25 protein-coding genes and 1 tRNA gene are annotated in these 26490 nt (G+C 43.1%); 5 read left to right on the top strand and 21 right to left on the bottom strand.

What is annotated here, in order from left to right:
- Positions 1-140: 140 nt before the first annotated feature.
- Positions 141-920, top strand: coding sequence for an SDR family NAD(P)-dependent oxidoreductase (locus MmiAt1_RS04830; protein WP_318785761.1), 780 nt, complete (start codon positions 141-143; stop codon positions 918-920).
- Between the two features lie 1011 nt (positions 921-1931).
- Here MmiAt1_RS04830 and MmiAt1_RS04825 read toward each other — a convergent pair.
- From MmiAt1_RS04825 to aroC, 15 genes are all read right to left on the bottom strand, one after another.
- Positions 1932-2831: a dihydroorotate dehydrogenase electron transfer subunit gene (locus MmiAt1_RS04825; protein ID WP_318785760.1), complete on the bottom strand. Its 900-nt coding sequence runs from the start codon at positions 2829-2831 to the stop codon at positions 1932-1934.
- Between the two features lies 1 nt (position 2832).
- Positions 2833-3801: a dihydroorotate dehydrogenase gene (locus tag MmiAt1_RS04820; RefSeq protein ID WP_318785759.1), complete on the bottom strand. Its 969-nt coding sequence runs from the start codon at positions 3799-3801 to the stop codon at positions 2833-2835.
- 97 nt (positions 3802-3898) lie between these two features.
- Positions 3899-4849 (bottom strand): hydroxymethylbilane synthase, encoded by a 951-nt coding sequence (hemC, locus tag MmiAt1_RS04815; RefSeq protein WP_318785804.1) that lies wholly within the window; start codon positions 4847-4849, stop codon positions 3899-3901.
- 140 nt (positions 4850-4989) lie between these two features.
- The gene (locus MmiAt1_RS04810; protein WP_318785758.1) at positions 4990-5151 is read right to left on the bottom strand and encodes a hypothetical protein; all 162 of its coding nucleotides are present in this window, start codon (positions 5149-5151) and stop codon (positions 4990-4992) included.
- A gap of 96 nt (positions 5152-5247) precedes the next feature.
- Positions 5248-6513, bottom strand: a complete 1266-nt coding sequence (gene hemL / locus MmiAt1_RS04805) for a glutamate-1-semialdehyde 2,1-aminomutase (protein WP_318785757.1) — start codon at positions 6511-6513, stop codon at positions 5248-5250.
- 58 nt (positions 6514-6571) lie between these two features.
- Positions 6572-7555: a porphobilinogen synthase gene (hemB, locus tag MmiAt1_RS04800; protein WP_318785756.1), complete on the bottom strand. Its 984-nt coding sequence runs from the start codon at positions 7553-7555 to the stop codon at positions 6572-6574.
- Between the two features lie 183 nt (positions 7556-7738).
- The gene (locus tag MmiAt1_RS04795) at positions 7739-8140 is read right to left on the bottom strand and encodes a hypothetical protein (protein ID WP_318785755.1); all 402 of its coding nucleotides are present in this window, start codon (positions 8138-8140) and stop codon (positions 7739-7741) included.
- A gap of 367 nt (positions 8141-8507) precedes the next feature.
- Positions 8508-9767, bottom strand: coding sequence for a glutamyl-tRNA reductase (hemA, locus tag MmiAt1_RS04790; protein ID WP_318785754.1), 1260 nt, complete (start codon positions 9765-9767; stop codon positions 8508-8510).
- Between the two features lie 88 nt (positions 9768-9855).
- Positions 9856-10869, bottom strand: a complete 1014-nt coding sequence (locus tag MmiAt1_RS04785) for a nucleotidyl transferase AbiEii/AbiGii toxin family protein (RefSeq protein ID WP_318785753.1) — start codon at positions 10867-10869, stop codon at positions 9856-9858.
- 44 nt (positions 10870-10913) lie between these two features.
- Positions 10914-11546: a DUF6088 family protein gene (locus MmiAt1_RS04780; RefSeq protein ID WP_318785752.1), complete on the bottom strand. Its 633-nt coding sequence runs from the start codon at positions 11544-11546 to the stop codon at positions 10914-10916.
- Positions 11547-11838: 292 nt separating this feature from the next.
- Positions 11839-12510, bottom strand: a complete 672-nt coding sequence (locus MmiAt1_RS04775; protein ID WP_318785751.1) for a precorrin-2 dehydrogenase/sirohydrochlorin ferrochelatase family protein — start codon at positions 12508-12510, stop codon at positions 11839-11841.
- Positions 12511-12559: 49 nt separating this feature from the next.
- A complete protein-coding gene (gene ahbB / locus MmiAt1_RS04770) occupies positions 12560-13051 on the bottom strand; it encodes a siroheme decarboxylase subunit beta (protein WP_318785750.1) in 492 nt (163 codons plus the stop codon).
- Positions 13044-13532, bottom strand: coding sequence for a siroheme decarboxylase subunit alpha (gene ahbA, locus MmiAt1_RS04765; RefSeq protein ID WP_318785749.1), 489 nt, complete (start codon positions 13530-13532; stop codon positions 13044-13046). Before ahbA ends, ahbB begins: the two co-directional genes overlap by 8 nt.
- Positions 13532-14662 (bottom strand): heme b synthase, encoded by a 1131-nt coding sequence (gene ahbD / locus MmiAt1_RS04760; protein ID WP_318785748.1) that lies wholly within the window; start codon positions 14660-14662, stop codon positions 13532-13534. Before ahbD ends, ahbA begins: the two co-directional genes overlap by 1 nt.
- 60 nt (positions 14663-14722) lie before the next feature.
- Positions 14723-15832 carry a chorismate synthase gene (aroC, locus tag MmiAt1_RS04755; protein ID WP_318785747.1) on the bottom strand — a complete coding sequence of 370 codons (1110 nt, stop codon included), beginning with the start codon at positions 15830-15832 and terminating at the stop codon, positions 14723-14725.
- Between the two features lie 280 nt (positions 15833-16112).
- On the opposite strand from aroC, the gene MmiAt1_RS04750 reads away from it, so the two are divergent.
- Both MmiAt1_RS04750 and lysS read left to right on the top strand, forming a co-directional pair.
- Complete coding sequence (locus MmiAt1_RS04750) at positions 16113-17405, top strand: (Fe-S)-binding protein (protein ID WP_318785746.1); 1293 nt, start codon at positions 16113-16115, stop codon at positions 17403-17405.
- A gap of 117 nt (positions 17406-17522) precedes the next feature.
- Complete coding sequence (lysS, locus tag MmiAt1_RS04745; protein ID WP_318785745.1) at positions 17523-19121, top strand: lysine--tRNA ligase; 1599 nt, start codon at positions 17523-17525, stop codon at positions 19119-19121.
- A 117-nt stretch (positions 19122-19238) separates the two neighbouring features.
- On the opposite strand, the gene MmiAt1_RS04740 is transcribed toward lysS, so the two are convergent.
- On the bottom strand, positions 19239-19862 hold the full coding sequence (locus MmiAt1_RS04740) for a DUF4362 domain-containing protein (protein WP_318785744.1): 624 nt from the start codon (positions 19860-19862) through the stop codon (positions 19239-19241).
- A 134-nt stretch (positions 19863-19996) separates the two neighbouring features.
- Positions 19997-20329 carry a hypothetical protein gene (locus tag MmiAt1_RS04735; RefSeq protein WP_318785743.1) on the bottom strand — a complete coding sequence of 111 codons (333 nt, stop codon included), beginning with the start codon at positions 20327-20329 and terminating at the stop codon, positions 19997-19999.
- A gap of 497 nt (positions 20330-20826) precedes the next feature.
- Here MmiAt1_RS04735 and MmiAt1_RS04730 point away from each other — a divergent pair, with 497 nt between their 5' ends.
- On the top strand, positions 20827-21255 hold the full coding sequence (locus MmiAt1_RS04730) for a UPF0058 family protein (RefSeq protein WP_318785742.1): 429 nt from the start codon (positions 20827-20829) through the stop codon (positions 21253-21255).
- 47 nt (positions 21256-21302) lie between these two features.
- Here MmiAt1_RS04730 and hisC read toward each other — a convergent pair whose 3' ends face one another.
- The 3 genes from hisC to MmiAt1_RS04715 form a co-directional block, all read right to left on the bottom strand.
- A complete protein-coding gene (hisC, locus tag MmiAt1_RS04725) occupies positions 21303-22427 on the bottom strand; it encodes a histidinol-phosphate transaminase (protein ID WP_318785741.1) in 1125 nt (374 codons plus the stop codon).
- 14 nt (positions 22428-22441) lie between these two features.
- Entirely contained in the window at positions 22442-23620 is a 1179-nt protein-coding gene (locus MmiAt1_RS04720; RefSeq protein ID WP_318785740.1) for an aspartate aminotransferase family protein, read from the bottom strand.
- A gap of 117 nt (positions 23621-23737) precedes the next feature.
- Positions 23738-24319 carry a flavin reductase family protein gene (locus MmiAt1_RS04715; RefSeq protein ID WP_318785739.1) on the bottom strand — a complete coding sequence of 194 codons (582 nt, stop codon included), beginning with the start codon at positions 24317-24319 and terminating at the stop codon, positions 23738-23740.
- Between the two features lie 306 nt (positions 24320-24625).
- Here MmiAt1_RS04715 and MmiAt1_RS04710 point away from each other — a divergent pair.
- Positions 24626-24697: transfer RNA gene (locus MmiAt1_RS04710), tRNA-Thr, on the top strand.
- A gap of 544 nt (positions 24698-25241) precedes the next feature.
- Here MmiAt1_RS04710 and MmiAt1_RS04705 read toward each other — a convergent pair.
- On the bottom strand, positions 25242-26231 hold the full coding sequence (locus MmiAt1_RS04705) for an Abi family protein (RefSeq protein WP_318785738.1): 990 nt from the start codon (positions 26229-26231) through the stop codon (positions 25242-25244).
- Positions 26232-26490 lie beyond the last annotated feature (259 nt).

The following is a 26490-nucleotide window of genomic DNA, read 5'->3' as shown; positions in this document are numbered from 1 at the left end:
TAAAATTTAAAATCAAATTTTAAAACTTAAAATCAAATTTAAAATTTAAAGTCAAATTTAAAGTCAATTTAAAATCAAATTTTAATTTTTACAAACCGCTTCGTTCGCGCGCGGACGCGACGGCAAAACGGAGACAAACAATGAAGCAAACAGCACTTATAACAGGCGCAACCGGCGGTATCGGCCGTGAATTATCCAAAATTTTTGCAAAAAACGGATATGATTTGATTCTGACGGCTCGAAATGAAGAGAAGCTGGCAGCATTTAAAATGGAATTGGAAAACGAATACGACATCTTTGTCGGCATCATCGCCAAAGATTTGACTCAAAATGACGCCGCCAAAGAGATTTTTGATTTAATCGAACTTGACGATCTTCAGATTGATATTCTTGTCAACAACGCCGGTTTCGGCGATTACGGCCGTTATGACGAAGCGGATTGGAATAAACAGCACGATATGATTCAAGTCAACATTCTTGCATTAACCCAATTAACCCGATTACTCCTGCCGAAAATGCTTCTTCGGGAAAACGGCAGAATCCTGAATATTGCATCGGTCGCCGCATTTGCGCCCGGCCCGTACATGTCTGTTTATTACGCGTCCAAAGCGTTCGTCCTTTCCTTTTCAGAAGCGCTGGCGACGGAATTGAAAGGAAAAGGCGTAACCGTTACCGCCGTTTGCCCCGGCCCGACGAAATCCGGATTTGAAGAAGCCGCCGGCCCCGGAACGGAAAAACTCTTCAATTCCATGAAAAATGCAGCCGCCGAAGAAGTTGCAGCATTTGCGTATCAGGCGCTGATGAAAGGAAAAGTCGTCGCCGTCCAAGGTTTCGGAAACAAAGTTTTGGTTTTTGCCGAACGTTTCCTTCCGAGAAGCGTTGTTCGAAAATATGTGTACAGATTGCAGGGCGAAGGATAACGAAAATGAATTGAAAAGAGAAAAATCATTTTTTCTCAATTTTCAAAAATTTGAACTCCGTTTTTTGCTTGAACTGCTCAAGATGTTGTTGTTTTTCAGGTTTTATCGGGAGTTCGGGTTTGCCGGAAATTCGAAAAAACGATGTTTCGGTTCAAAACAAATACAGCAAACCCTACTCCAAATTACGAATTTCGGGCGACGCGAAGCAGTGATACGAAATCGGAATTTGGAGAGGTTTTCAAAAAAAAGAAAATTTAAAAGAAAATGCAATACATTTTTTCAGGCCTATTCCCACCGTTTTTCATTTTTCGTTGAATTCGCGGGACGAATCTCCAACTCCTCCTAACGCTTGCTGACGCTCACGAAACTCGTCGTTGGAGGTGGTTGTTTTTGTTTTTCAATAATTTTTCAAGAGCTGAAACATCCGTTTTTCTCAATTTTCAAAAATTTGAACTCCGTTTTTTGCTTGAGCTGCTCTTAAGATATTGTTTTTTCAGGGTTTATCGGGAGTTCGGGTTTGCCGAAAATTCGAAAAAACGATGTTTCGGTTCAAAACAAATACAGCAAACCCCACTCCAAATTACGAATTTCGGGCGACGCGAAGCGGCGAACGAAATCGGAATTTGGAGAGGTTTTTCAAAAAAAGAAAAATTAAAAGAAAAAATAGTAAACGTTCGAAACAAATACAAAAAATCCCGCTCTAAATTACGAATTTCAAAGAAATTTTTCAAAAAAAGAAAAATTTAAAAAAAGAGAGTAAACGTTTGAAACAAATACAAAAAATCCCGCTCTAAATTACGAATTTCGAAAAAGTTTTTCAAAAAAAGAAAAATTTAAAAAAAGAGAGTAAACGTTTGAAACGAATACAAAAAATCCCACTCTAAATTACGAATTTTTGAAGAAATTTTTCAAAAAAAGAAAAATTAAAGAAAACAATCCGTTTTTTGAAAAAAATCTGAATTGATCCCGGCCACACACGCGCACGCAACGCTGCCGCGCCAAACCCGAAAATCAATAAGGAATGCGTTTTCCGGAGGCGTCGCGGTGATACTTTCCGAATTCCGACTCCAAAAGCATTTCCGCCTTGAAAACCGGACCGTCCTTGCAGACGCGGACGCCGAGCGTGTCAATGCAGCAGGCGCCGCAAACGCCGATTCCGCATTTGAAGTAGCGTTCCATCGAAAATTCGGCTTTTTGGAGCGCATCTTTTTCAATTAAAATTTTCATGACGAACTTCATCATCATTTCGGGACCGCAAACATAAATCCGGTCAAACTTTTCCAAATCGAGCTCCGCCAAAACGTCGGTCACAAACCCTTTTCGGCCTTTTGTGCCGTCATCGGTTGTGAGCATGACATCTCCCGTTTTGCCGAAACGCTCTTCAAAAATCAAATCGGACTCGCTTCTCGCGCCGAGAATAATTGTCACGTCCGCGCCGATTTCCTTTGATTTTTCGGCAAGCGGACCGAGCGGTGCCGCCCCGATGCCGCCGGCGATAATCAAAACATTTTCCCCTGACGCCGGAAGCGTAAACGGACTGCCGAGCGGCCCTCTCAGACCGACGCTGTCCCCCGCTTTCAAATCGAAAAGCGCGTTTGTCGCGGGACCCACCGTTTGAAACGTGACGCCGTTCTTGTAAGCGCAGCCGAGCGGAATTTCATCAACGCCGCGAATCCAGATCATACAAAAATTGCCGGGCCGCATATTTTCAAATTCCCGATCAAAAAGAAGCGTTCTCTTGCCGGTATTTGTTTCATCGATCACTTCGATGATTTTTGCATTCACCGGATAGCCGCCGGAATGACATTTGCAGACTGATTCGCTGCCGTTTGAACCGGCTCCGTTTAATCCGACTCCGTTTAATCCGGCTCCGACTTCATTTCCGGTTTCGTTTCCGTGTCCGCCCGCCATTTTACTTCCTCCTGTGCGCCATGCCGATGAGCTCGTCAAAAGCATATCCGTTTTCTTTCATAAACTGCTGTGCGCCGCGCCAAACATCCGCAAAAATTTGATCATTCTCATAAACCGCCGATCCGATTTGAACCGCGGATGCGCCGGCCATCATCATTTCAATCATATCTTCATAACAAGAAACACCGCCGACCCCGACCACCGGAATCTCAAGCGCTTCATACAAATCATAAACACATTTGACCGCAACCGGTTTCACCGCCGGGCCTGACATGCCGCCGGATCTGTTTCCGAGAACGGGCCAGCCCGAATGAATGTCAATCGCCATTCCGCGAACCGTATTGATAGCAACAACCGCGTCCGCGCCCCCGGCCTGTGCCGCAAGGCCGATTTCTTTAATGTTTGCGACATTCGGCGTCAGCTTCACCCAAACCGGAACATCAACCGCGTTTTTCACAGCCGCCGTCACCTCTTCCACCTGGCAGGGCGCGCTTCCGATGTCCGCCCCGTACCCCTTGGCGTGCGGACAGCTGACATTCAATTCAAAAGCATCCGGTTTGGACGGCATCAGCCCCTCCGCAACCGCAACAAAATCTTTTGCGTCGCCGCCAAAAATACTGGCAATGACAGGTGCATTACCATTTGCATTACCGTTTGCGCTGCCATTTGCGCCGGCGACAGAATTATTTTTGACAAACTCGATTTCCTGCCGGAATTCGTCATAAGAAGGATTCGGAAGTCCCATCGCATTTAAATAACCGTAAACTTCGCCGCTGCCGCCGTTTGCGTTCAGCGTAATCATGGACGGATTGGCATGTCCGTAAACCGGAACCGGGCCGATGGATTTTGTGACAACGCCGCCGGCGCCGTTTTGAATCACGCGCGCCATGGAAGCGCCGGTCGTTCCGAGAATGCCGGCCGCTAAAATTGTCGGATTTTTGAGCGGAACGCCGGCTGCTAAATAAACCATAATTTTCCCTGATTCCTTTTATTAATTTTTATTAGCTTTATTATTGTTATTCGTTTTATTTTTTATTTCATTCATTTCTTGAATGAATTCTCACTCTTTATTCAGCTTGTTCCTTTTGGTTTTTCAATTCCTGAATGTAGCAGATCGCATCTTCTGCAAGCATTTTGCCGCCGGAATCGGCCAAAAATTTGCCGAGCTTTTCCGCTTCTTCTTCCCAATTGTCGGCCGAAATTTTCTCATCCACGCGGATGCTTTTTGTGCCGTCGCAGGAAAGAACTTCCGCGCGCACGCGGATTTTTTTGCCGCCGGACTCAAACTTTGCGTAAGCGCCGATCGGCGTCGTGCAGCCGCCTTCCAAATCCGTCACAACAATTCTTTCAATTCTTGTTTCGATTTGAGATTTTTCATCATTCAAAAGCGCAACCGCGTCCACTGCCGGCGTTCCCGCAAGCGCGGCAACCGCAACCGTCCCCTGATTCGGCGACGGGATAAAATCATCAATGGGCAATCGGGTGCGGACCATATCGTCCCAGCCCATACGTTCCAAACCCGCTTCGGCCAAAATGATGCCGTCATACTGCCCTTCGTCCAGCTTTCGCAGGCGCGTGTCAATGTTTCCGCGCAGCTCCGCAATTTCCAAATCCGATCGGTAGCGCATGAGCTGAGCGCGGCGGCGCATGGAACTTGTGCCGATGACGGCGTTTTTCGGAAGCTCATCAATCGTTAAGCCGTCTTTTGTGAGCAAAACATCATAAGGCGAATCGCGCGAGAGAACTGCCGCCGTAATCAACTCGGGCGGGCGGACTGTCGGCAGATCTTTCATGGAATGAACGGCAATTTCAATACCGTCTGCAATCATCGCATCATCGAGTTCGCGGACGAACGCGCCGACGCCGGTTGAAACCTGATAGAGCGGACGGTCCGTGAAACGGTCGCCGTCGGTTTTGATAATCTGCTCTTCCGTCTCAAAGCCTTTTTCTTTTAAAAGCGCGGCGACTTTTCTTGTTTGAACCAACGCAAGCCGGCTTCCTCTTGTTCCGATAATCATCATTTATTTTCCCGTGTTTTTAGTTTTACTGATGTTTTTAGTTTTACTGGTGTTTTTAGTTTTACTGATGTTTTTATTATTTAATTGAGCTTTTGCTTAAATGTTCATCTCAAAAAGAAGAACCAAGCCAAAACCCCGATCTACAGCAATATAATTGCGGCGATCGCCCCTCTTTTCCAATACTGCTCAACAATATTCTGCGGCGTTTTTTTGTATTCAACCGTAAAACCGTGACGGCAATCAGCGCAGAGATATTTGTCTCCTGCGCCTCTGCCGATTTGCGTCGGCTCCACGTTCGTCATACAACACGCCGGACATTTGATAAAATGTTCCATTTTTCCCTCTCAATTGTTAAGCTCAAATTTAAATAATTTTCAAAAAATCAAAATTTAAATTTATTAAACTAAGTTTTTCTCAACAGCCTCAGCCGTTTTGCTGAAATCTTCGTCGGTGTGCGCAAGCGAAATGAAATTCGTCTCAAACTGCGACGGCGGCAAAAAAACGCCCGAGTTCAGCATTTTATGGAAGAATTCCATGTATTTCGCAGCATCGCATTTCAAAACGTCCTGATAATTCATCGGCTTTCCGCCGAAGAAAATCACAAAGAGCGACGACAATCCGCCGACAGAGTAATCCGGTTTCTTGTCGGACACGACATCCGAAAGCATCTTTCTGAAAGCATCCCCGCGTTTGTTCAAAGTTTCCTGAACTTTATTTTCCTTCAAATAGTCCAAAACCGCAATTCCGGCAGACATCGAACACGGGCTCCCGCTGAACGTTCCCGCCTGATAAACCGGGCCGTTGGGTGAAATCATTTCCATAATGTCTTTTCGGCCGCCGAAAATTCCGATCGGCATGCCGCCGCCGGCAATTTTTCCGAGCGTCGTCAAATCCGGCTTGATGCCGAAATATTCAGAAGCGCCGCCGGGTGCAAGTCTGAAGCCCGTAATCACTTCATCAAAAATCAATAAAACGTCATTTTCCGCCGTCAGCTTGCGGACTTCCTGAAGATAACCGTCCTTTGGCAGAACCGGACCGACATTTCCCATAACCGGCTCCAAAATCACGGCCGCCAAATCATTTTTATTCTTTTCAATGACGTCGGTCATTTGCTCAATATCATTATAAGCGACCTGAAGCGTGTGTTCCGTCACGCTTGCCGGAATTCCCGGAGAATTCGGCTCCCCGTGCGTTGTCGCGCCGGAGCCGGCCTTCACCAAAACCGCGTCGTGCGCGCCGTGAAAACCGCCTTCGATTTTAATAATCTTATTCTTTTTCGTAAATCCGCGTGCCAATCGAAGCGCGCTCATCGTCGCTTCCGAGCCGCTTGACACAAAACGCATCATGTCAATCGACGGATACAAATCGGCAATCCGAGTCGCCATCTCCACTTCAAGTGCGCTCGGCGTTCCGTAAAGCCAGCCCTTATCCAACTGATTTTCAATGGCCTGCCGGATTGCCGGCGGATTGTGTCCCAAAATCATCGGCCCGTAAGCCATACAATAATCAATGAATGCGTTTCCGTCTTCATCGTAAATTTTAGAACCGTTTGCGGAAGCGGTGTAAAACGGAAACGGCTTAATCGCGCGGACGGGACTGCTGACGCCTCCCGGGATAAGTGTTTTTGCTTCGTTGTATAAGTTTTCGGATTTATCAAAATTCATGCTGCCACCATTTATTTTCTTTTTTCCCATTTACTGTTTTTGTTTTTTCGATTTTCGCTCACGCTTTATCCTTTATCATTTTTGCGAGTTCCTTCGCGTAATAAGTAATAATCATATCGGCGCCTGCCCTTTTCATCGAAAGGCATGCTTCGTAGAAACATTTTTCTTCATCCAGCCATCCCTTTTCGGCGGCGGCTTTAATCATTGCATATTCTCCGCTCACCTGATAAACTGCAAGCGGCATTTTAAATTCCTGCTTGATTCTGTAAACAATATCCAAGTAAGGCATTCCCGGCTTCACCATTAAAATGTCGGCGCCTTCCAAGACATCGAGTTCCGTTTCACGAATTGCTTCGTCGCCGTTTGCCGGATCCATCTGATATTCGGAGCGGTCGCCGAAACAGAAACCGGAGTCTGCCGCATCTCTGAACGGCCCGTAAAAGACGGACGCGTATTTGGAAGAATAAGACATAATCGGCGTATTTTCAAAACCGTTTTCATCCAGCGCAAACCGGATTGCTTCAATCATGCCGTCCATCATGCCCGACGGCGCGACAATATCCGCGCCCGCCGCCGCGTGGCTCACCGCAATCTTTCCGAGAACCGGAAGCGTCAAATCATTGACAACATCGTGCGTTTCAAAATTCACGATTCCGCAGTGGCCGTGGTCGGTATATTCGCACATGCAAAGATCTGTAATGACAATCAAATCGTTTCCGAATTCCGCTTTAATCGCGCGGACCGCTTTTTGAACAACATCGTCGTCACCGTAAGAAGAAGTGCCGAGCGCGTCTTTTGTCTTTGGAATGCCGAAAATCAGAACCGCTGGAATGCCGAGATCATACGCTTCGCGGGCAGCTTCTACGGCCAGCGCCGGCGGCCAGCGTGAAACACCCGGCATGGATGCGACATCGACTTCCTCGGAAGCCGTTTCATCCACGAAAAAAGGATAAATCAAATCATTAACAGTCAGGTTGTTTTCACGAACCATATCTTTTAATTTTCCGTATCTTAAGCGTCTCATTCGGATTTGCGGGAACATTTCATCACTCCGGCGGTTTTAATAAATCTTTACGATGCGAAAATGAAATACGATTCGGCACTATAAAATAACTTCGCATTCCGCAAAAAAAGAAGACGGGATAAACCCGAAATAAATAACCGGAAAAGAAAAAATGAAAACAAAATTAATAAGTTGAAAAAGAAAAAATTGAATGAAATGAATTCAATTGTCGTCCAAAGCAAAATAGTTGAATAAGCCTTTAATGCCTTTGCCTTTGCGGATTATTTCTTCAAGTTCGGACCAGCTTGAAACAACTGTCACCGGCAATTTGTCGCATTCATCGGATGTCACTTCCGGATGAAGCCAAAAGTCGCGGTGGACATTCAAAATTTCATAAATATCGTTGGATTCTTCGGTAAAGATTTTTGAATAATCTTCCAAGTCTTCCAAAGCCTTCGTCAGGCTTTTATCATCCAAATCCAGGGGATTTTGGAACATTTTTATTTGATAAATGGGATCATCATCACGAACCGAAACAATACAGATACCGTATTCATCTTCATCATTTAATGAGACGATCACCAAATCCATCGGTTCACCGAGAATATCTTTCATTTTCTCCATATTATGCCTCTGAAACTACAATTAATTCAGATAATTGAATTATCATTGAATTGTTTTCTTTTAGACTTTCATATTTACTATATATGCTTTTCTCAACGGAATCGAAATTATTTTTGATAGTTTCATTTGTTTAGATATTCAATTTCTTTAATATTTCGAAAATCAATGAGACCTAAAGAGTCAACTAAAGAATCAAATGAAGTCAAAGAATCAAATAAAACCTGAAAAATCATGAAAAATTAAAATTGGAATTAAATATAAAATTAAAATTGAATGTTAAAACCGATTATAAAACTAAAATTGAATATTAAAAGAATATAAAACTAAAATTGAATGAAAATCGGGGATTAAACATAAAATAAAATCATTATTCGTTTTCATCTTCGCGCTTGATGTTAAAAACGCGTGCCACGGCTTCTAAAAGCTCATCGTCGTCATATTCCGCGGCATTTCTGAGAATTTTCGTCGGTTCCGCCAAAATCTGATTGGCGATACTGTGCGTTAAATTCTCCAAAATCGTTTCTTCAAATTCGCCGATTGTGTGCTTCACGCGGAATTTGTTGACCGCCTTCTGCTTTTCTTCTTCGCGGATGTCATAGACATTTCGGTACAACGCGGCAATGATGTCATCTGCTCTTTGGCGCTTGTACTGTTTCCCGAGAAGAATCAGTTCTTCACGGATAATTTCCAAAACCTTTTTCGCTTCTTCATTGCGCATTTTAAGCGTTTTTTCGCTGACAACGCGCAGATTATCAATATTGCAGAGCGTTACGCCATCCAGCTCATCCGCCGACTCTTCAATGTCTCTCGGATTGGCGATATCGACCATGAAAAGCGGCTTTCCGCCTCTTTTCGGCAGCGCTTCTTCGACAATCTTCTTCGTAATCACATAATGCGGCGCGCCGGTTGCGCTGATGACGACGTCGGCCGTCTCCAAATACTTCATGATGTCGTCAAACAAAATCGCCTCGCCGCCCAGCTCGTAAGCAAGTTCTTGCGCTTTTTGGTGCGTTCGGTTGGAAATGTAAATGCCTTCCAGATTCTTGTCCGCCAGCGCACGCGCGACCAAAACGCCAATCTCACCGACACCGACAACCATGATGGACTTGCCGTCCAGGCCGCCGAGCGTGTCTTCCGCCAGCTCGACCGCCGCCGAGCCGATTGAAACCGATCCTTCATTGATTTTGGTTTCCGTTCGGGCGCGTCTGCCGACTTGAATCGCTTTTGTAAACGCGGTGTCCAAAATGCGGCCGATTGTCTTCTTTTTGACCGCCAAATTATAAGCGTCCCGGATTTGTCCGAGAATCTGATCTTCGCCCATAATCATGGATTCCAGACCGCAGGACAAGCGAAGCAAATGATCCAAAGACTCTTCATGGTCATAAAAATCAACGATTCGTGTTTCAACGCCGATCGCTTTCGTAAAATTGAATAAAACGCTGCTTCCCTTTTCGGAAACAACATAAACTTCCGCGCGGTTGCACGTTTTTAAAATAACGCATTCATAAACGAGATCGCTTTCATACAATTTTTCGAGCATCTCTTCTGTCGTGAGCGGCCACGCACATTCCATTTCGGCAACCGTTGCTTTTTTGTGAGAGATAACCATGCTTGAAATTTCGTTCATAAATCCAACCGTTTCATTTGAGTATGATTAATTCAGGTCAAAAGTAATACTAATTATTGGAACTTTCATATGAATGTTTCCCGAGTTTTCATACGGCACTTTCCGAATTATTTAATTCGTTCTCAAAGTTTTTGATGCTGTCCATTATCTCTGTAAATGATGGTTTATCTCCGAAAATCATGCTTTGCATATTTTTATAATCTTCCTCCAATTTCTTGAAGTTGTGATCCGACGGCATTAATTTAATTGTTCCGACTTTTGCGTCTTTGTAGTTTGCCCAGCCGCACGGATAATACCTATCTTTAAATGAAACGACTTTTCTCAAAAGCTCCGGATTATTCAAAGCATCTCCTTTAACGTCTGTTTTTAACATACAATAAATGTCATAATAATGTCTTGAATATCGCCGCGGGAATATTTTATTTTCCGGCCGGTGAGCTTCTTGATGAAGAATGGTAATTTTTTCCCAAAAAGTTCGTTCCGGAGAAACAGTTAAGATTTCCGTATACTGATTAGACTGAAACGATTCAGGATAATATTTTGCAGCATATGGTGTGATCATTTTCTTTTCTGACGGCGTCCAAGCCGCAAGGGTTCCGACTTCAAGGCGAATCCAAGGAAGAATTGAAGAATCGGAAAAACTTTTAGGATAAGTAAAAATGACTGTGTTCGGATCGTTTTCATCTATTGAAAACGCAGCCGATCCTTTAAGTTCCGACAAAATTTCTTTTTTGATAGCAGGAACAAAGTGTTCTTTTAAAAAGGCTTGAGTTTCAAAAACCGCTTTCTTATTAAAAAAATCTTGTTTTGTGCGAGACGGAAAAGTTTCAGAATCCTTAACCGAATAACCCAAAACGCGACAGTTTAATATTAAATCCACATCTTCTGAAAAACGGTGTATCAAATCATAAGATTTAGAAAGGCTGGTTCCGCCTTTGAACGCCAAATCTTCTTTCCATTGAGATCTATGAAATAAATAATCTAAAATCCAACAAACCCAAAAATCTTTTTCAATAATTGCTTCAGGAATTCCCATTTGTTTAGATGTGTTGAGAAAAAGATACTCCCGATTTCTGGGAGTTTGCCGCGCGATGTTATTCATGAGTACATTCTCCTTTTGAATTGATTTTTTCGGATTTTTTGAATTTATTTTTCTTCAGATATTTTTTCAATAACTTCATAAATCCATGTTGTAACATATTTCGCTTCGTTTTTGATTTCGCGATTCATTTTCTGCTTTTCGGAATCGGTCAATCTTGCAGAAATTTTTTGAATGACTATTTCATTAACATTTTCTTTCCCTAATGATTTCAAAGCTTGAATTACAAGTGCTGTTTTATAAGAAACTTTCGAAATTTCCTTATTCGCCGTTTTTTTAAATTTTAAAGTAATTCTGCCGTATTTGTATTCTTTATAAATGCCGTCACTGACATAAATCCAAACAGCAGGAACTTGTGTCGACAAACCCAGGAGATTTAATGCAGTATCCCCAAAAGGAACAATTGTCCAACCGTAATTTCTGGCCAATGCATGAGCAATTTTATCGGGAGACGGAGCGACATATTCGCCTAAAAAATCACTATAGATCGGATATTCATAAACACCTCGCAACACGCGGCGAATTGTTCCGTCCTGAACGAGGCGCGAAAGCGTTTTACTGACGGTGTCGGTGTTTGCAATGTCCAAAAAATCAGATGTTACAAAAACAGAACCTTTTTTTGAGGATAAAATTCGCTTTTTTATTTTTTCAGAAAAAATTTCACGTTTCATATTTAACATTCGTCAGATTTAATATATATAATTTCTGACGAAAAATTGATTTTAGAATGAATTATTCAAATATGAGAAATCAGACTCATTCAAGATTATTTTGTCGTATTTTTGTCAGAAATACCCTATAGTAATTCTGACAAAAACTCACTTCAAAATATATGAACTAATCGAAAATATGGAAGAATTGAAAATGCAAAAAATGATTGAAAATAATTTCGGGTTTGATAAACTGTAATTCTATTGAATTACAAAAGATAAAATTGAAAAATTAGAATAAATCATAAATTATGCATAAAAATCAAATGGTTAAACAATAATTCATCGCTTTCTCTTTCGCTTTTTCAAAATCCGCCGGCAAAAGTTTCCAAATTTCATCGTCATTCATAATATCCCACAAAATCTCCTGCCGCTTTTTCTGATCCGAAACAACCGTTTTCAAATATTCGCGCATTTCATTTTGCAAGTCAATCATCAGTTCCAAATTGTCATCAATCGCGTTTTCGATTTTCATCCGCGCGTATTTTGTGACCGCCGGACTTTCACCGCTTGATGAAATCGCGATTTGAAGTCCGCCGCGTTCAATCAAAGACGGAATAATGACTTCATCCGCTTTTTCGGTGTCGTTGACCAAAACACCGGCTGCTTTTGCCATTGACACAATTCTGCGGTTCACCTCGGAATCCGAAGTTGCCGCAATCACCAAAAACGCATCGGACATGCAGTCAAAAATCTCGCCGTCGGTCAAATCGGAAAGATCTTTTTCAATAAACAAAATTGAATCATCCGTTTCCATTTTCTGAAGGTCGGAGGTCAGACTTGAGCTGACAACCGTCACCAATGCTTTGTCGGCAAAACGCTTTGCTTTGCGCTCGCCGACAGCGCCGCCGCCGAAAATGACAACAATTTTGTCCGTGAAATCAATCCATAACGGCAAATACGGATTTTCATAATCTTGTGTCGGTGTTGTCATTCTTGCTGCTCCTGTTCTGAAAATATAAAAAATAAATTAAAATGAATTTTTAAATACGAACGCCTTTTTTCTTCAATTCTTTTTCGCTGAAAACGAGTTTATAATCCGTGATGCCGACAGCTTTTGAGATTTTTTCGGCGGCCGCTTTGCATTCTTCCTGCGACCGTCCGTGAATCATCGTGTACATATTGTACGGCCATTCCGCCGATCGCGGGCGCTGATAACAGTGGCTGACTTCATCAAACGACGCCATTTTTTTGCCGACTTCTTCAATCCTGTCGGCGGGAATGTCCCAAACACCCATGCCGTTTGCGGTAAAGCCGAGCGCGATGTGTCCGATGGATGCGCCGAAACGGCGGATTTTCTTTTCTTCAACCAATTTTTTCAAGCGGGAAACAACTTCATCCTCGGAAATGCCGAGCTCGCCCGCCGCTTTTGCAAAAGGCGCATGCGTGAATTCAATGCCGTCTTGAATCAAGCGGATGAGTTTTTCATCCGTTTCGTCCATATCGGAACGCCAAACTGTTTTTTCTTCAGACACGGAAATTCACCTGTATTTTAAATTGTCGAATCGTCGGCAAATCCAAAAGCGGACAATTCAGTTCCGTTTGAATTTCCGACAAAATTTGGTTCAAGCGGTTTTGCGTCGGCGCCGACACCGTAAACCAAACATTGTATTCTTCATTTCTGAGATAATTGTGAGAAACTTCATCGTAACGGTTAATGACAGCTGCTGCCGTGTCCACTTGGTCTGCCGGCACTTTAACGGCTGCCAGCGTGTTGGTGCCGCCGATGCCGCGCGTGTTGATAATCGGGCCGATTCTGCGGATGATGCCTTCGTTTTTCAGGCGGTTCAGCTTGGAAATAACAATCTCTTCGGTGGTTCCGATTTCGTTTGCGATTTCTTCAAACGGGTGCGCAGAAATCGGGAAGTTCAGCTGAATCAGATTGATGAGTTTTCTGTCAATGTCATCCAATTCAACCGTTTTTCCTCCTGCCGGCTCTGTCGGGTTTGCTGTCATCAGTATCCCTCCGGATAGTAAGAGCAAAGCGGCTCTTCTTCCATGTAGTCGCCGTGCTCGACATAAGCGCGCGCGCGGCAGCCGCCGCAAACGGATTTGTATTCGCAGGCGCCGCATTTGCCTTTGTATTCCGCGTAATTGCGCAAATCATTGAAAACTTTCGCGTTTTCCCAGATTTCTTTAAACGATTGTTCGCGGACGTTGCCGGCGGAAACCGGGAGGTAGCCGCAGGGATTGACTTCGCCGACGCGTGAGATGAAGCCGAAAGAAATGCCGCCGAGACAGCCTTTTGTCATCGCGTCCAAACCGTGCGTTTTCGGCGTGATCTCAATGCCTTCTTTTTTCGCGTGCTGCCTCATGATTCTGAAATAATGCGGCGCGCAAGTCGGACGAATCTGCAGATCTGTTTTCCTTGAAAGATCGTAAAGCCATTCAAGCGCGACTTCGTATTCTTCGGGCGTAATTTCAAATTCCGAAAGTTCCGCGCCGCGGCCGGTCGGGACCAAAAAGAAAAAGTGGTGCGCAACGGCACCGATTTCTTTTGTAAAATTGTGAACATCTTCCATTTCGTGGACATTGAAGCGGGAAATCGTCGTGTTGATTTGGAATTCAACGCCCGCCTTTTTCAAATTTTCAATGCCTTTCATGGAATCGGCAAAACATCCCGGAATCATTCGGAAGGCGTCGTGCGTTTTTTCGCGCCCGTCCAAACTGATGCTGACGCGCTGAATGCCGGCGTCTTTCATCTTCTTTGCGATTTCTTCGGTCACCAAAACACCGTTGGTCGCAAGCGTCATCCGAAATCCCAAATCCGTCCCGTAGCGCGCGATTTCAAAAATGTCATCGCGCATCAAAGGCTCGCCGCCGCTTAAAATAATAATCGGCGTTCCGGTTTCACGGATTTCATCAAGCAGTTTTTTCGCTTCCGCCGTTGTCAGTTCGCCCTTGTCGGCATCTTCCGTTGAAGAGCCGCGGCAGTGTTTGCATTTTAAATTGCAGGCGCCTGTCGTCTCCCACGCCAAAATTCTCGGCGGACGAACGCCGCCTTCGCTTCCGCTTTCGCCTCTTGCTTGAGACATATGCGTTTCTGCGCCGTGCCCGTGCGGACAGCCCCCGTTTCCATGATTCATTTTTCACCCTCTCGTTTTTATTTTTGATTGTTTTGATTTATTTAAAATTACTTTTTTTGATTATTTTTGAATTGATAAATGTAAAGCCTGATTTCTCATCAGATGATCCAAAACAACAATTGCCGCCGTCGCTTCGCCGACCGGAACAAACCGCGGCGCAATAACAGGATCATGCCGCCCCGAAATTGAAATTTCGGTTTCTTTCATTTCCGCCGAATTCACGGTTTTCTGTGAAATCGAAACGGACGGTGTCGGCTTAATCGCCGCTCTGAAGCGAATCACATTTCCCGTAGAAATGCCGCCTAAAATACCGCCCGCGTGATTCGTTGTTGTTTGAATTTTCCCGTCTTTGATTTCAAACGCGTCGTTAAAAACGCTGCCGGTGAATTCCGCCGCCGCGAATCCGTCTCCGATTTCAAAGCCTTTGACGGCGCCGATACTCATAATCGCTTTTGCCAAATCCGCGTCCAGTTTGTCAAAAACAGGCTCGCCGAGTCCTGCGGGAACGCCGCGAATCAAACCTTCGACAATGCCGCCGACAGAATCGCCTGCCGCTTTTGCCTCTTCGACTTCTTTCTCCATCAATGCCGCCGCGTTAAGATCGGCGCAGCGCACCGGATTTTTTTCAATATTTTCTTTGATTTCATCAAAGGATAATTGTGATAAAACATTCGTGTCCGCCCAAACGCTGCCGATTTTCGTGACGTGACAGACGACATCAATGCCGAATTCTGTCAGAATCTTTTTGGCAACGGCGCCTGCCGCCACGCGTCCCGCCGTCTCGCGGCCCGAGCTTCGGCCGCCGCCGCGATGGTCGCGAATGCCGTATTTTTCCGTGTATCCGAAATCCGCGTGCCCGGGGCGCGGCGTGTCCCGCAGTTTGTCGTAATCGGCGGGATGTTGATCTGAATTTCGAATCAATAAGGAAATCGGCGTTCCGGTCGTTTTGCCTTCGAAAACGCCGGAAAGAATCTCAACCGTGTCGGATTCTTCGCGCGGTGTGGAAACAGTATTTTGGCCGGGTCTGCGCCGGTCCAACTCTTTTTGGATGTCGGCGGCCGAAATTTCAATGCCGGGAATCGCGCCGTCAATGACCGCGCCGACAGCGGGACCGTGAGACTCGCCCCAAGTCGTGACCCGAAAGACTTCACCGAAATTGTTTCCTGCCATTTTGTTTCCTCATGTATTTTTAATTCTTTTAAAATTCTCGGATTCAATACTCTGATTCAATACTGATTCAATACTGATTCAATACTGATTCAATATTTCAATACTTTTTTTAAATATTTTTTTCAATACTTTTTAATCGTTTGCCCGACTATAAGTATAAATTTGTGACTCACTGTGAATTTGCAAAAAATGTGAATTATTTTCGAACAAATGCTTTTGAGCAAAATAGAAATAATTTGCCTCATAGATATAAGTTTTTCAAAAACAAAAAAGGGTTTTTATGGATCTGATTCAAGTTTATACCGATAAATGCAGTCTGTGCGGGCTTTGCATTGATGTCTGTCCGAGTTATGACACGGCTGACATCATTCCGTCTCTTTGTGATTATATTCAATCCGGCGGCAAAAACGAAGAAGGCCGTCCGCTTGAATATGACATCCGCCTCTGCTATACGTGCAATGTCTGCACTGCGGCGTGCCCCGAAGATTTGGGCATTCGAAAATTGATTTCAGCCTCGCGCGAGAAAAAAACAGGCATACACGGCGCAACCGAAGAACAGGGTCTTGTCGACCCGTTTTCAAAAAATAATCTTTACAAAAAAATCGGCGAATGGGAAGAGCCGGTTGAGTTCAAAAACGAAGGAATTAAAAGCAAAGTTGTTTATTTCCCGGGCTGTGCGGCATCGTGCATGAACAAAGTCGTCGGCAGATCAACGGTCAAAGCGCTGGAAGCAGCGGGCGTTGACTATTCGGTGATGAGCGGCATTGATTACTGCTGCGGCTCGGTCTCGGCCGGCGCCGGCAACACGGAACCGCTTGAAAAGCTGGGACAGCGCAATATTGATGAAATCAATGCGCGCGGTTCGGAAATTTTGATTACCACCTGCCCCGGCTGCTACCGCGCATTTAAATTGATTTATCCGCAGAAATTTGAAAATCTGAATTTTGAAGTGCTCCAGACTTCGGAATATTTCGCCCGCTTGCTGGAGGAAGGCAAATTGGATTTAAAAAGAGATATGGGCGGATATTTCGGCGCCGACGGCAAACTTAAAATTTTCTACCAGGATCCGTGCCATTTAACGCGCGCTGTCGGAATTTACAAAGAACCGCGCCGAGTTTTGGCGGCCGTTTCGGGGGCCGAGCTGGTCAACCCGACGCCCGAAAACTCCGTTTGCTGCGGATTCGGCGGCGGCGTTCGAACTTCGTTTCCGGAAAAATCCGTCAATCAGGCCGCCGAGGTTCACAAACACGCCAAAAGCCTGGGCAGCGATATTATTATTACAAATTGCGGCGGCTGCATGAAAAATATCATTGAAGGCGGCTACACAACAAAAAAAGAATGCAGTTCAAACGATTCCGGTTACTCAAATGAATCGGAGGAAACGGATTGCTGCGCTCTTCCCGTTTATGATTTGGCGGAATTCATCTCTCTTGCGTGCGGCGGCGAGCCGACGGAGCGCGACGATTTGAAACTCATTTATCTTTCCAATAAAGCGCTGCAAGAATGTTTAACGCACTATGATTACGCGCCGTTTGACGAATTGGCGGCGGATTACGACCCCGATTTGAAATGACCCCGAAATGATAAAGTTTTAATAAAAAAGAATGATTAAGACATCATTTCAAATCGAAAATTTACCGAATTCAAATTGACAATTTCGTTTATTTTTATCAATTTTTAAAGGAATAATATGACAGAGATTACCCACTGGGCGGATGTCGTCGCGGACGAAGCGATGGCAAAAAACAAGAAGAATGTGATTTCAACCGGAATTACGCCTTCCGGCCACATTCATATCGGAAATATGAGAGAAGTGCTGACGGCTGACGCGGTCTACTGCGCTTTGAAAACCAAAGGCGAAGACCCGGAATTTTATTATATCGCCGACAATTACGATCCGCTCCGTAAAGTCTACCCGTTCTTAAAAGAAGAAGAATACGCGCAGTATGTCGGCCATCCGATTTCCGAAATTCCGTGCCCGTGCGGCAATCACAAAAGTTATGCCGACCACTTTTTGGAACCGTTTATCGCGGCGATGGAAACGCTCGGCATCCGCCCGAAAGTTTTGAAAACGGACGAATTATACAAAGCCGGCAAGTTTGTCGACGCGATTAAAACCGCTTTGAAGAACCGCGATGCCATCGCAAAAATCTTGGAAGAAGTCTCGGGCAAAGAAGTCCAGGAAGACTGGAGCCCGTTTAACCCGATTTGCGAAGGCTGCGGCCGCATCAACAGCGCAAAAGTCACCGGCTTTGACGAAGCGAACGAAACCGTCAGCTACGAGTGCGCCGACTGCGGCACGTCCGGCAAAGTTTCCATGACAGGCGGCGGCAAACTGACCTGGCGTGTGGAATGGCCGGCGAAATGGAAGATTTTAGGCGTCACGGCAGAACCGTTCGGCAAAGACCACGCCTCCAGCGGCGGCTCTTACGACTCCGGAATCCGCATTTCTCGTGAGATATTCAACCACGAACCGCCGCTTCCGATCGTTTACGAATGGATTATGCTCGGCGAGAAAGGCGCGATGTCGTCTTCTTCAGGCGTCGTCGTTTCAATTTCAGATATGCTCGACGTTGTTCCGCCCGAAGCGCTTCGTTTCTTAATTATGAAAACGCGCCCGGAAAAACATATCAAATTTGATCCGGGACAGCCGCTTTTAAATCTCGTCGACGAATACGAGCGCATGCGCGACAAAGAAGAGCCGACGGTTTTTGAAGAAAGAATTGTGGATCTTTCAAAATCCAAAGATGTGAAGCAATCCAAGATTCCGTTTAAGCAAATGGTGACAATTTATCAGGTTGCCGGCGGCGATTTGGATAAAATCGATGCGATTGCCAAGCGTTCGGGCTTTGATGAAGACCCCGAAATGATTAATCAAATGGCACGCAACGTCGGTCTTTGGCTGGATAAATATGCGCCGCCGTTTGCCAAGTTCGGCGTCAAAGACACCGTCCCGGTGCAGACCGCATCTCTGACAAACACGCAGCGCGCGTTTTTAAATGCGTTCGCGGACGAACTCGAAGCGGCCGGAAAAGAACTCGGCCCCGAAGATATCCAGCGCATTGTTTATGAAACGAAAGAATCCGATTCCGGTATTGCCAAAAAAATGGTTCAATATGCAGGAAGCGAAATTCCGGCTGAAGAAATCGACACCAAAAGTTTCTTTATCGCGATTTACACCGCGCTTTTGGGACAGCCGTCCGGTCCGAAAGCCGGCTGGTTCTTAACGTCGTTTGACAACGACTTTTTGGTTCAGAGATTCAGAGAGGCTGCGAAATATCAGCCTTAATTTAGCTGCAAAATATAGTTTTAATTTAACTGCAAAATATCAGTTTTAATCTTTTTTTAACTTTAAATTTGTCAGAGGCTGATTCATCAGCCTCCGTTTCTTATTTACGTTTCTTTTTTACATATCCCATGAAGAGAATAAATGCGCTGTTTTTTCACGATTGGCGTCCGAGTCGTTTTCATATTCTTCCCATGTCTTATAATCGGTGTCGGACAATATGAATGTGGGTATATTTTCCATTTCTAAACGATTGAGGAATTTGTATGAACCGAAATGATACGGATCAGGCCCGCCATACGAATCACGAGAGATATCCGTCACACAAAAGAAAGAGTCGTTTGTAAAAGAAACATAAGTCAGTATGGGGTCGCCTTCAATCGTATATTGAACAATGACAACGGCAGCCGTATTTCCGTGTTTGACATTTGCATAAAAATTATCCCACGCTTTTTTGCTGCCGCCTTCTATAGAGCCGTGTATGAGGACGAAACCTCCGTTTTCAACAGCATTTGAAATCGGATAAGTGCGTAAAAGTTCTTGAATGCTTTCTAAATTTTCCGAACCGTAAATCTCAACATCGGACGGTTCGGGTTCGAAAAGCTCTTGAATGTTTTCTAAATTTTCCGTGTCGTCAATCTCACCATCGAACGGCTCGGTTTTGTCAAGGCAAAGCGTACATGCTGTCACAATTGAAAAGCATAAAATAATAAAAATTAAAGTTTTTGTCATTGTCTTTTTCATGAAGATTTCTCCCTAAACAATTTGAATAGCAATAATTCTATAAAAACGTCGGGACCATTAAAAGTTCATATTTTAGAATCAAAATATCAACAATTTTTGGTTTAAAGATTCGGAGAGGCTGCGAAAGATCAGCTTTACCATTTTATTTTTCCGTCTTTTACATGGAAATAATGAACTAAATAGACAATATAACAGCCGCCGATTCCTGCAATAATTCCCGGATGAGGGATATTAAACAAAAAAACGACATAAATTATACAAATAAAAATCAGAAAAACGGCATTCCAATATTTCGGCAGCCGGGGCGGCGCCAATATTCCCGCCGTCAATGCAGGGACAAGAAAAACAATCGAAAAAACGTATTCTGTATCAATGTTTAATACAAATTCGTAATAAGCGTAAACGGTTAAGCCGAGAGCTGCTGCCGCCAAAACAATGAGAGTCATTTTAATTCTTTTCTGATCCATAATTTTCCCGTCGGATTGTCTGTTTATGAAATTTAATTTGTAATATTTCGGACAATATTTACATTTTTGGGATTTTGTTCAATTTTCCCGAATTAAAACAAGATTTATAATTTATGATTATTATAAAATTCAAAAAATTGCCGCGAAACGAAATAAATTGGATTTATTTTGGGAATAAAATCTTGAATTTCAACAATCGTTTTACAATAATTTTCGTTTTTTAATTTTTCAAATTATTTTTAAAAAATTTCTGCGGACCGGGAACAATCCGTCTAAAAGAAAATCGAACAAAAATATTCCAAAAGTTCGTTGCTTGCTATTTATCCCGAGCTCATAATATAATTAAGGGATAAATACAACTTGAGAAATATCGTAACACTTTTATCTCAAAAGATTAGACCAATTGATAATGCAGGGAAATCATTCAAACCTTTCCTTCGGGTTTGATCAGACAGATTAAAAAGACCATGAAACACCGCTGCCGCCGCAGTTTGGAGGTGATTATTATTCAGAAACAAGATTTACTCCGTATCCATGCAGATTTGGCGAAGATGAAGAACAGTTACGAAAAAATAGGCTACCGAAAAGAATTCGAAGACTATGACGAATTATGCATCACGCCGGTGCATATTCACAAAAGCAAAGACGATCACGAGAAGGCGATTTTCCTTCTCAGTTCGGAATTGTCAATTGTCGCCGAAGAACACGCGATTTATCAAATCATCAAAAATAAAAGAAGAGCCGGTAAACCGCGCATTCATTCTTTTGCAAAAAATGGAATTAAAGATGTGTTTAACGACACGCCCGAAAAAAAGCCGGAAAAGAAAAGTGAAGAAAAAAACAAAAATGAGAAAGCAGAATTTGAAAAAGCAGAATTTGAAAAAGCAGAATTTGAAAAAGCAGAGTTTGAGGAAGGACTTGCATAAATTTTATTTTTCATTTTTGTTTTATTTTTATTTCCCCGGCCATCGGTTTATTGATTTTCCGATGTTTCAAACGCTTCCATTATTTTTTCATTCATTTCAGGCGTCCCGACTGTAATTCGAACCGTATTTCTGCCGATATTCTGAAACGAATCGCAGCTTCGGATAAGAATGCCTTTTTTCAGGAAGTCATCCACTGCTTCTTTGGAAGTTTTCGGCGAAACGTCAACAATAATGAAATTGCCTTCCGACGGATAAACCTTATAAGGCGTCCGTTCGCGGATATTTTCAATCAGTTTTTTGCGTTCCGTCCGCACCATGGAAACGCCGGCATTCAGGTATTTTATGTCATTGACTGCCGCAACCGCGGCGGCTTCCGCCAAGATGCTGACGGCAAAAGGCGGCAGCACGCGAAGCAGATTTGAAACAATCCAGGCGGGCGCAATAACATAGCCGAGACGCATTCCGGCCAGCCCGAACGCTTTTGAAAATGTCCGGCCGATAACAATATTGTCATATTCCCGAATTAAAGAAGATAAACTGCCGGCTTCCGAAAATTCGACATAAGCCTCATCAATGAAAATAATTGCATTCGTCTCTTCCGCCAGTTTCCGGATATCGGAAGCGGAGACAACATTTCCGGTCGGATTGTTCGGCGAACAAAGCCAAATGATTTTTGTCCGGTCCGTAACGGCTTTTAAAACCGCATCCGTGTTCAATGAATAATCTTCGTTCAAATCAACATCAACCGATGTTCCGCCGACAGCGGAAGCAGAAATGCCGTAATATGTGAAAGTCGGCACGGGAACGATTACTTCATCACCTTCGCCGACAAAAAGCTTATTGAGCGCATCAATCAGGCTGTCCATTCCGGGGCCGGACGCCGCGATGTTTTCAACCGGAAATCCGGTGTAGCCCGAAAGCGCTTTGCGGAGATTTGAAGCATCCGCCGTCGGATAAAGAGAAGCATCTTTCGCAGCATTCTGAATCGCCGAAACAGCCGAGTCGGGCGGGCCGAGCGGATTTTCATTGGCGTTCAATTTAATGAGTGAACCCGGGTCCAACCCGTATTCGGCGGCGATTTGAGAAGCTGTTTTTCCGGGAACGTATTCGGGAACGTTAGAAACGGAGTCTTTCAGCAAAGAAGCGTACGCTTCTTTTGATTTTCGGGCCATGACATTTTCTCCGATCAGGATTTTTGAACAGTTTGAATTGATTCGATGACTTCGACAACGCGGTCGACTTCATCTTTTTGAATTGTAAGCGGCGGAAGCAGACGGACGACATTTCCGGCGGTCACATTGAGAAGGACGCCTTTTTCAGCGGCGGCATCCATAAAGTAGCCGCATTCATGATCCAATTCAATGCCGATCATCAGGCCGACGCCGCGGATATTGACAACGTCGCTGCGCTTCATTTGCGATAATTTTTCAAGGAAATATTTCCCCATATTCGCCGCGTTTTCAAGCAGCTTATGCTCTTCAATGGTTTCCATAACGGCAAGAGATGCCGCGCAGACGAGCGGGCTGCCGCCGAAAGTTGTGCCGTGTTCGCCGCGTTCAAACGCGAGCCCGTCACGCGCTGCAATCGCGCCCATCGGGAGACCGCCCCCGATTGCTTTGGCCATTGTCAGGATGTCGGGCTGAACGTTGTAATGGTCTTTGCAGAACCATTTTCCGGTACGTCCGAACCCGGTTTGGACTTCGTCAAAGATTAAGACGAGATCTTTTTTGTCGCAGATTTCGCGCACTTCTTTGAGATATTCGGTGTTGGAAATGTGAACGCCGCCTTCGCCTTGAATCGGTTCTAAGATGACGCCGGCCGTATCTTCGGTCACCGCTTTTTCAATCGCCGCCGCGTCGCCGTATTCGACAAAGCTTGCCGGCTTGACGAGCGGGACGAACGGGTCGCGGTATTTGATATTTGCCGTCGCGCCGAGCGAACCGATGGTACGGCCGTGGAAAGCATTGTTGGTGGAAATGAAACTGTTCTTTTTCGTATGCAATTTCGCAAGTTTCATCGCGCCGTCATTGGCTTCCGCCCCCGAATTGCAGAAAAAGACTTTGGAAAGGCCCGTAATCTGCACCAGTTTTTCGGCCGCGTTTGCCTGCGGAATGTTGTAATAGTAATTGGAAATATGAATGAGCTGTTCTGCCTGCTCTTTAATTGCGTTGATGAGTTTTTGATTGGAATATCCTGTTGCGTTAACGGCAATTCCGGAAACGCAGTCAAGATATTCTTTGCCGAAAACATCAATAAGCGTTGAGTCTTTGCCGCCCGTAAAGAGAAGCGGCTTGCGCCCGTATGTCGGCATGACGTATTTATTGTCTTTTTCGACAACGGATTTATAAATCGATTCGGGGTCCATGATTCTCCCTCTTGATAATTTTAATTTTTTAAATATTTTAATTTTGATAAGTTTGATTTTTTAATTTTGATTTTGATAGGTTTGATTTTTTTAATTTTGATGATTTTGAATGTGTGTTCATTCTTTGTCTTTGATTTCCCGGCCGATTGAGAAGGCTTTGCCGATTTCGTCGCCGACTTTGTAATAACTCCGGTCTGTCGGGGAATAAACCATCGGTTTTAATTTTTGGATTTCAATGCTGTCTTTGTGATCCAAGACGGTTTCATCGGCTTTGATGTCAACGATTTGTCCGATTAAAACGAAATGGGATCCGAGATTCATGCGGTCGGTCAATTTGCATTCCAAATGCATCGGAAATTCTTTGATGTACGGCGCGTTGACTTTTTCCGCGCGCTCTGCCGTCAGCCCTGCCTCGGCGATTTTATCGGCATCTCTTCCGGAAACGATTCCGAAATAATCGGTTTCTTTTGCGTATTCTTCGGAGGGAATGCAGACGGTAAATTCTCTTTTGGCCAGAATGTTTTCATAAGTGTATCTGCCCGGCTGAACAGCGACGGCAACGGACGGAGGATTGGAATTAACAATGCCGCCCCATGCTGCAGTCATTGCGTTTGCGCGTTCATTTTTGTCATACGTAACGATCACCCAGGAGGGTGTCGGAAATGCCGCCGTTGACGGGCCGAGAGATTTGAATGCCATATTTTAACACCTGTTCTTGATTTGATAATTTTTCAATAATTAAATGATTTGAATATTTCAGCATAATACAGTTTGGCTTATTAAATTAATGTTTCAGATGAAAAATTTCAGCGGAATGAATCTTAAAAAAAGAAATTTAAAAAAGAAAAATGAAAAAAGAGTAAAGAAAAATGAAAAAAAATGAAAAAAAGTAAAAAGATGATTCAAAAAGAAAGTAAAAAGAAGATTCAAAAAGAATCTTTAAATATTTTAAAGAACACTTACAAACTCTCTTTTTGAGATTTTAAAAAACGGAATCAAAAAAGCGCCGTTGTGGCTTAGCGGTATAGCGGCTGATTCGTAATCAGCAGGCCGGGGGTTCAAGTCCCCCCAACGGCTTTTTCTTTGAATAAAAGTCCCGAAATCGATTGTTTTGATTTCGGGTCTGAAAATAATAAAGCCGGACATTTCGGAATAATTTTGAAACATTTCACGGGAAATAGAGTAAACTGTCTTTTCATCCTTTTTTTCAAATACATTTATATACTCAAACATATTTTATAAGGATTATAATATATCTGTTTGTAAAAAATAGTTTATTAATATTTCACAAACAGGTATTCTGCATTTTCAATGCAGCAGGTATCGAAAAAAACAAATAAGCCGGTGAAAACCGCAAAAGCCCGCATCCCATAAGGGATATAAAAAGGTGATAAAATGTTTGAAGAAGACTTTTTCGAAGGTGAAGAACTTCGATTTAAAACGAGCGAAAGCAGCTTTGCAGAATCCGAATACACATTCGATGTCCGCAAATACTTCCGCGCACAGAAATAATGTGCAGAAAAAAAAGCCGTTTCGGCTTTTCAATTGCATGGCATATGAGCAGAATCAAATGCCATGTAATTAAAAAACTTTTAAACTTTTTAAAAACAATTTTACTATATTATTTTAGATTCCAAAAGAACTCCTTATCCCAGTTTTTTACAAATCCCATTTCTCCTCTTTTCGAAGCCGGCAATTTAATCATCAATTGTTTAAGTTCGTCTCGAAAATTATTATCTTTTTCAATGATGTCAAGTAAATATTGAATGCAGCATATAGAAGAATATAATCGAGATCTATTGCGTGGGTTTTGATGGATGACATTAACAAACGGATTTACAACATTTTGCTCAATACTTATCGGATTTAAAATATCCACAGGTATAGATTTATTCCATAATCTGCCATGATGAGCGCAAATGTTCCTTACAATATGAATATTATGAATCCATTTACTCATGAGATGAGTGGTTTTTAAACCAAAATGTTTTGCAACATTAATTTTAGGCCCTTCTGTTTCATCTAAATTTTTATACAAAAACGAAAGATCTCCAAAGCTTAATGTTTCTAAACACATCCAACTTGGAGGAATTTCTGGATAATCATATTTTTTGTAATAATGAATGAGAAATTCTTCTCTGCTTCGATCCATACTTCTCAGCAGATTATTTAAAAAATCTGAATAGTAATCAACATAAATGCATATTTTTTTGTCTTTTATTCCGCCTTTTTTTACAATTACGGATTTTTTGAAAAGAGTTGAATTCAAATGCCAATGTCCTGTATGTGCTGTTGAATATTCATTTATAATTTGAGTCCGAAATGCAATTTCAATTTTGCTGATTGCTTTCATTAATAATAAACGAAGTTCAGAATCGAATAAGTATAAATTAAACACACTTTCAAAATCAGTTCCGGGTAAAAAAGGTTGTCCGGAATTTTTATAATCTTTAAATGAAAAAGCATATCCGCTCAAGCGATAATAACTGTTATGAGTCAAAAAAGATTCTGCAAATTCTTTTTCTGCCGCATTTTTAAAAACCATTCCTTTTCGTTCTAATTTATTAATTTGTTCTGAAACAGAAAGCGGAATTTTATCATATTGCTGCATGTTAATCGAATAAAATATTTGAATTTGCCAAATAATACTAAATATTACTTGGCAAATCCGAGATGACCTGATAAACTTCCGTGAGTGGCTTACCAGATTCTATTAGTTAATACTCTAACGTCTTTGTATTTAAGAATTTTTAATTCATTCAAACTAGATATCAACAATAATATAATAATTGATTAATTAAAATGGTTGATGATTCCTTCGAATAAACACAAAAAATATTTCCAAATTAAAAAAACATAAAATCCCGAGC

The organism is Methanimicrococcus hacksteinii (genome assembly GCF_032714515.1).
Lineage (GTDB): Archaea > Halobacteriota > Methanosarcinia > Methanosarcinales > Methanosarcinaceae > Methanimicrococcus > Methanimicrococcus hacksteinii.
The sequence above is the reverse complement of the archived record's forward strand: the minus strand, read 5'-3'. Positions and strand labels throughout refer to the sequence as shown.

Excerpts from the sequence above, each read along its gene's own strand:
- MmiAt1_RS04830 (WP_318785761.1), top strand. The coding sequence starts at position 141 with ATGAAGCAAACAGCACTTATAACAGGCGCAACCGGCGGTATCGGCCGT.
- MmiAt1_RS04825 (WP_318785760.1), bottom strand. The coding sequence starts at position 2,831 with ATGGCGGGCGGACACGGAAACGAAACCGGAAATGAAGTCGGAGCCGGA.
- MmiAt1_RS04820 (WP_318785759.1), bottom strand. The coding sequence starts at position 3,801 with ATGGTTTATTTAGCAGCCGGCGTTCCGCTCAAAAATCCGACAATTTTA.
- hemC (WP_318785804.1), bottom strand. The coding sequence starts at position 4,849 with ATGATTATCGGAACAAGAGGAAGCCGGCTTGCGTTGGTTCAAACAAGA.
- MmiAt1_RS04810 (WP_318785758.1), bottom strand. The coding sequence starts at position 5,151 with ATGACGAACGTGGAGCCGACGCAAATCGGCAGAGGCGCAGGAGACAAA.
- hemL (WP_318785757.1), bottom strand. The coding sequence starts at position 6,513 with ATGAATTTTGATAAATCCGAAAACTTATACAACGAAGCAAAAACACTT.
- hemB (WP_318785756.1), bottom strand. The coding sequence starts at position 7,555 with ATGTTCCCGCAAATCCGAATGAGACGCTTAAGATACGGAAAATTAAAA.
- MmiAt1_RS04795 (WP_318785755.1), bottom strand. The coding sequence starts at position 8,140 with ATGGAGAAAATGAAAGATATTCTCGGTGAACCGATGGATTTGGTGATC.
- hemA (WP_318785754.1), bottom strand. The coding sequence starts at position 9,767 with ATGAACGAAATTTCAAGCATGGTTATCTCTCACAAAAAAGCAACGGTT.
- MmiAt1_RS04785 (WP_318785753.1), bottom strand. The coding sequence starts at position 10,869 with ATGAATAACATCGCGCGGCAAACTCCCAGAAATCGGGAGTATCTTTTT.
- MmiAt1_RS04780 (WP_318785752.1), bottom strand. The coding sequence starts at position 11,546 with ATGTTAAATATGAAACGTGAAATTTTTTCTGAAAAAATAAAAAAGCGA.
- MmiAt1_RS04775 (WP_318785751.1), bottom strand. The coding sequence starts at position 12,510 with ATGACAACACCGACACAAGATTATGAAAATCCGTATTTGCCGTTATGG.
- ahbA (WP_318785749.1), bottom strand. The coding sequence starts at position 13,532 with ATGACAGCAAACCCGACAGAGCCGGCAGGAGGAAAAACGGTTGAATTG.
- ahbD (WP_318785748.1), bottom strand. The coding sequence starts at position 14,662 with ATGAATCATGGAAACGGGGGCTGTCCGCACGGGCACGGCGCAGAAACG.
- aroC (WP_318785747.1), bottom strand. The coding sequence starts at position 15,832 with ATGGCAGGAAACAATTTCGGTGAAGTCTTTCGGGTCACGACTTGGGGC.
- MmiAt1_RS04750 (WP_318785746.1), top strand. The coding sequence starts at position 16,113 with ATGGATCTGATTCAAGTTTATACCGATAAATGCAGTCTGTGCGGGCTT.
- lysS (WP_318785745.1), top strand. The coding sequence starts at position 17,523 with ATGACAGAGATTACCCACTGGGCGGATGTCGTCGCGGACGAAGCGATG.
- MmiAt1_RS04740 (WP_318785744.1), bottom strand. The coding sequence starts at position 19,862 with ATGAAAAAGACAATGACAAAAACTTTAATTTTTATTATTTTATGCTTT.
- MmiAt1_RS04735 (WP_318785743.1), bottom strand. The coding sequence starts at position 20,329 with ATGGATCAGAAAAGAATTAAAATGACTCTCATTGTTTTGGCGGCAGCA.
- hisC (WP_318785741.1), bottom strand. The coding sequence starts at position 22,427 with ATGGCCCGAAAATCAAAAGAAGCGTACGCTTCTTTGCTGAAAGACTCC.
- MmiAt1_RS04720 (WP_318785740.1), bottom strand. The coding sequence starts at position 23,620 with ATGGACCCCGAATCGATTTATAAATCCGTTGTCGAAAAAGACAATAAA.
- MmiAt1_RS04715 (WP_318785739.1), bottom strand. The coding sequence starts at position 24,319 with ATGGCATTCAAATCTCTCGGCCCGTCAACGGCGGCATTTCCGACACCC.
- MmiAt1_RS04705 (WP_318785738.1), bottom strand. The coding sequence starts at position 26,231 with ATGCAGCAATATGATAAAATTCCGCTTTCTGTTTCAGAACAAATTAAT.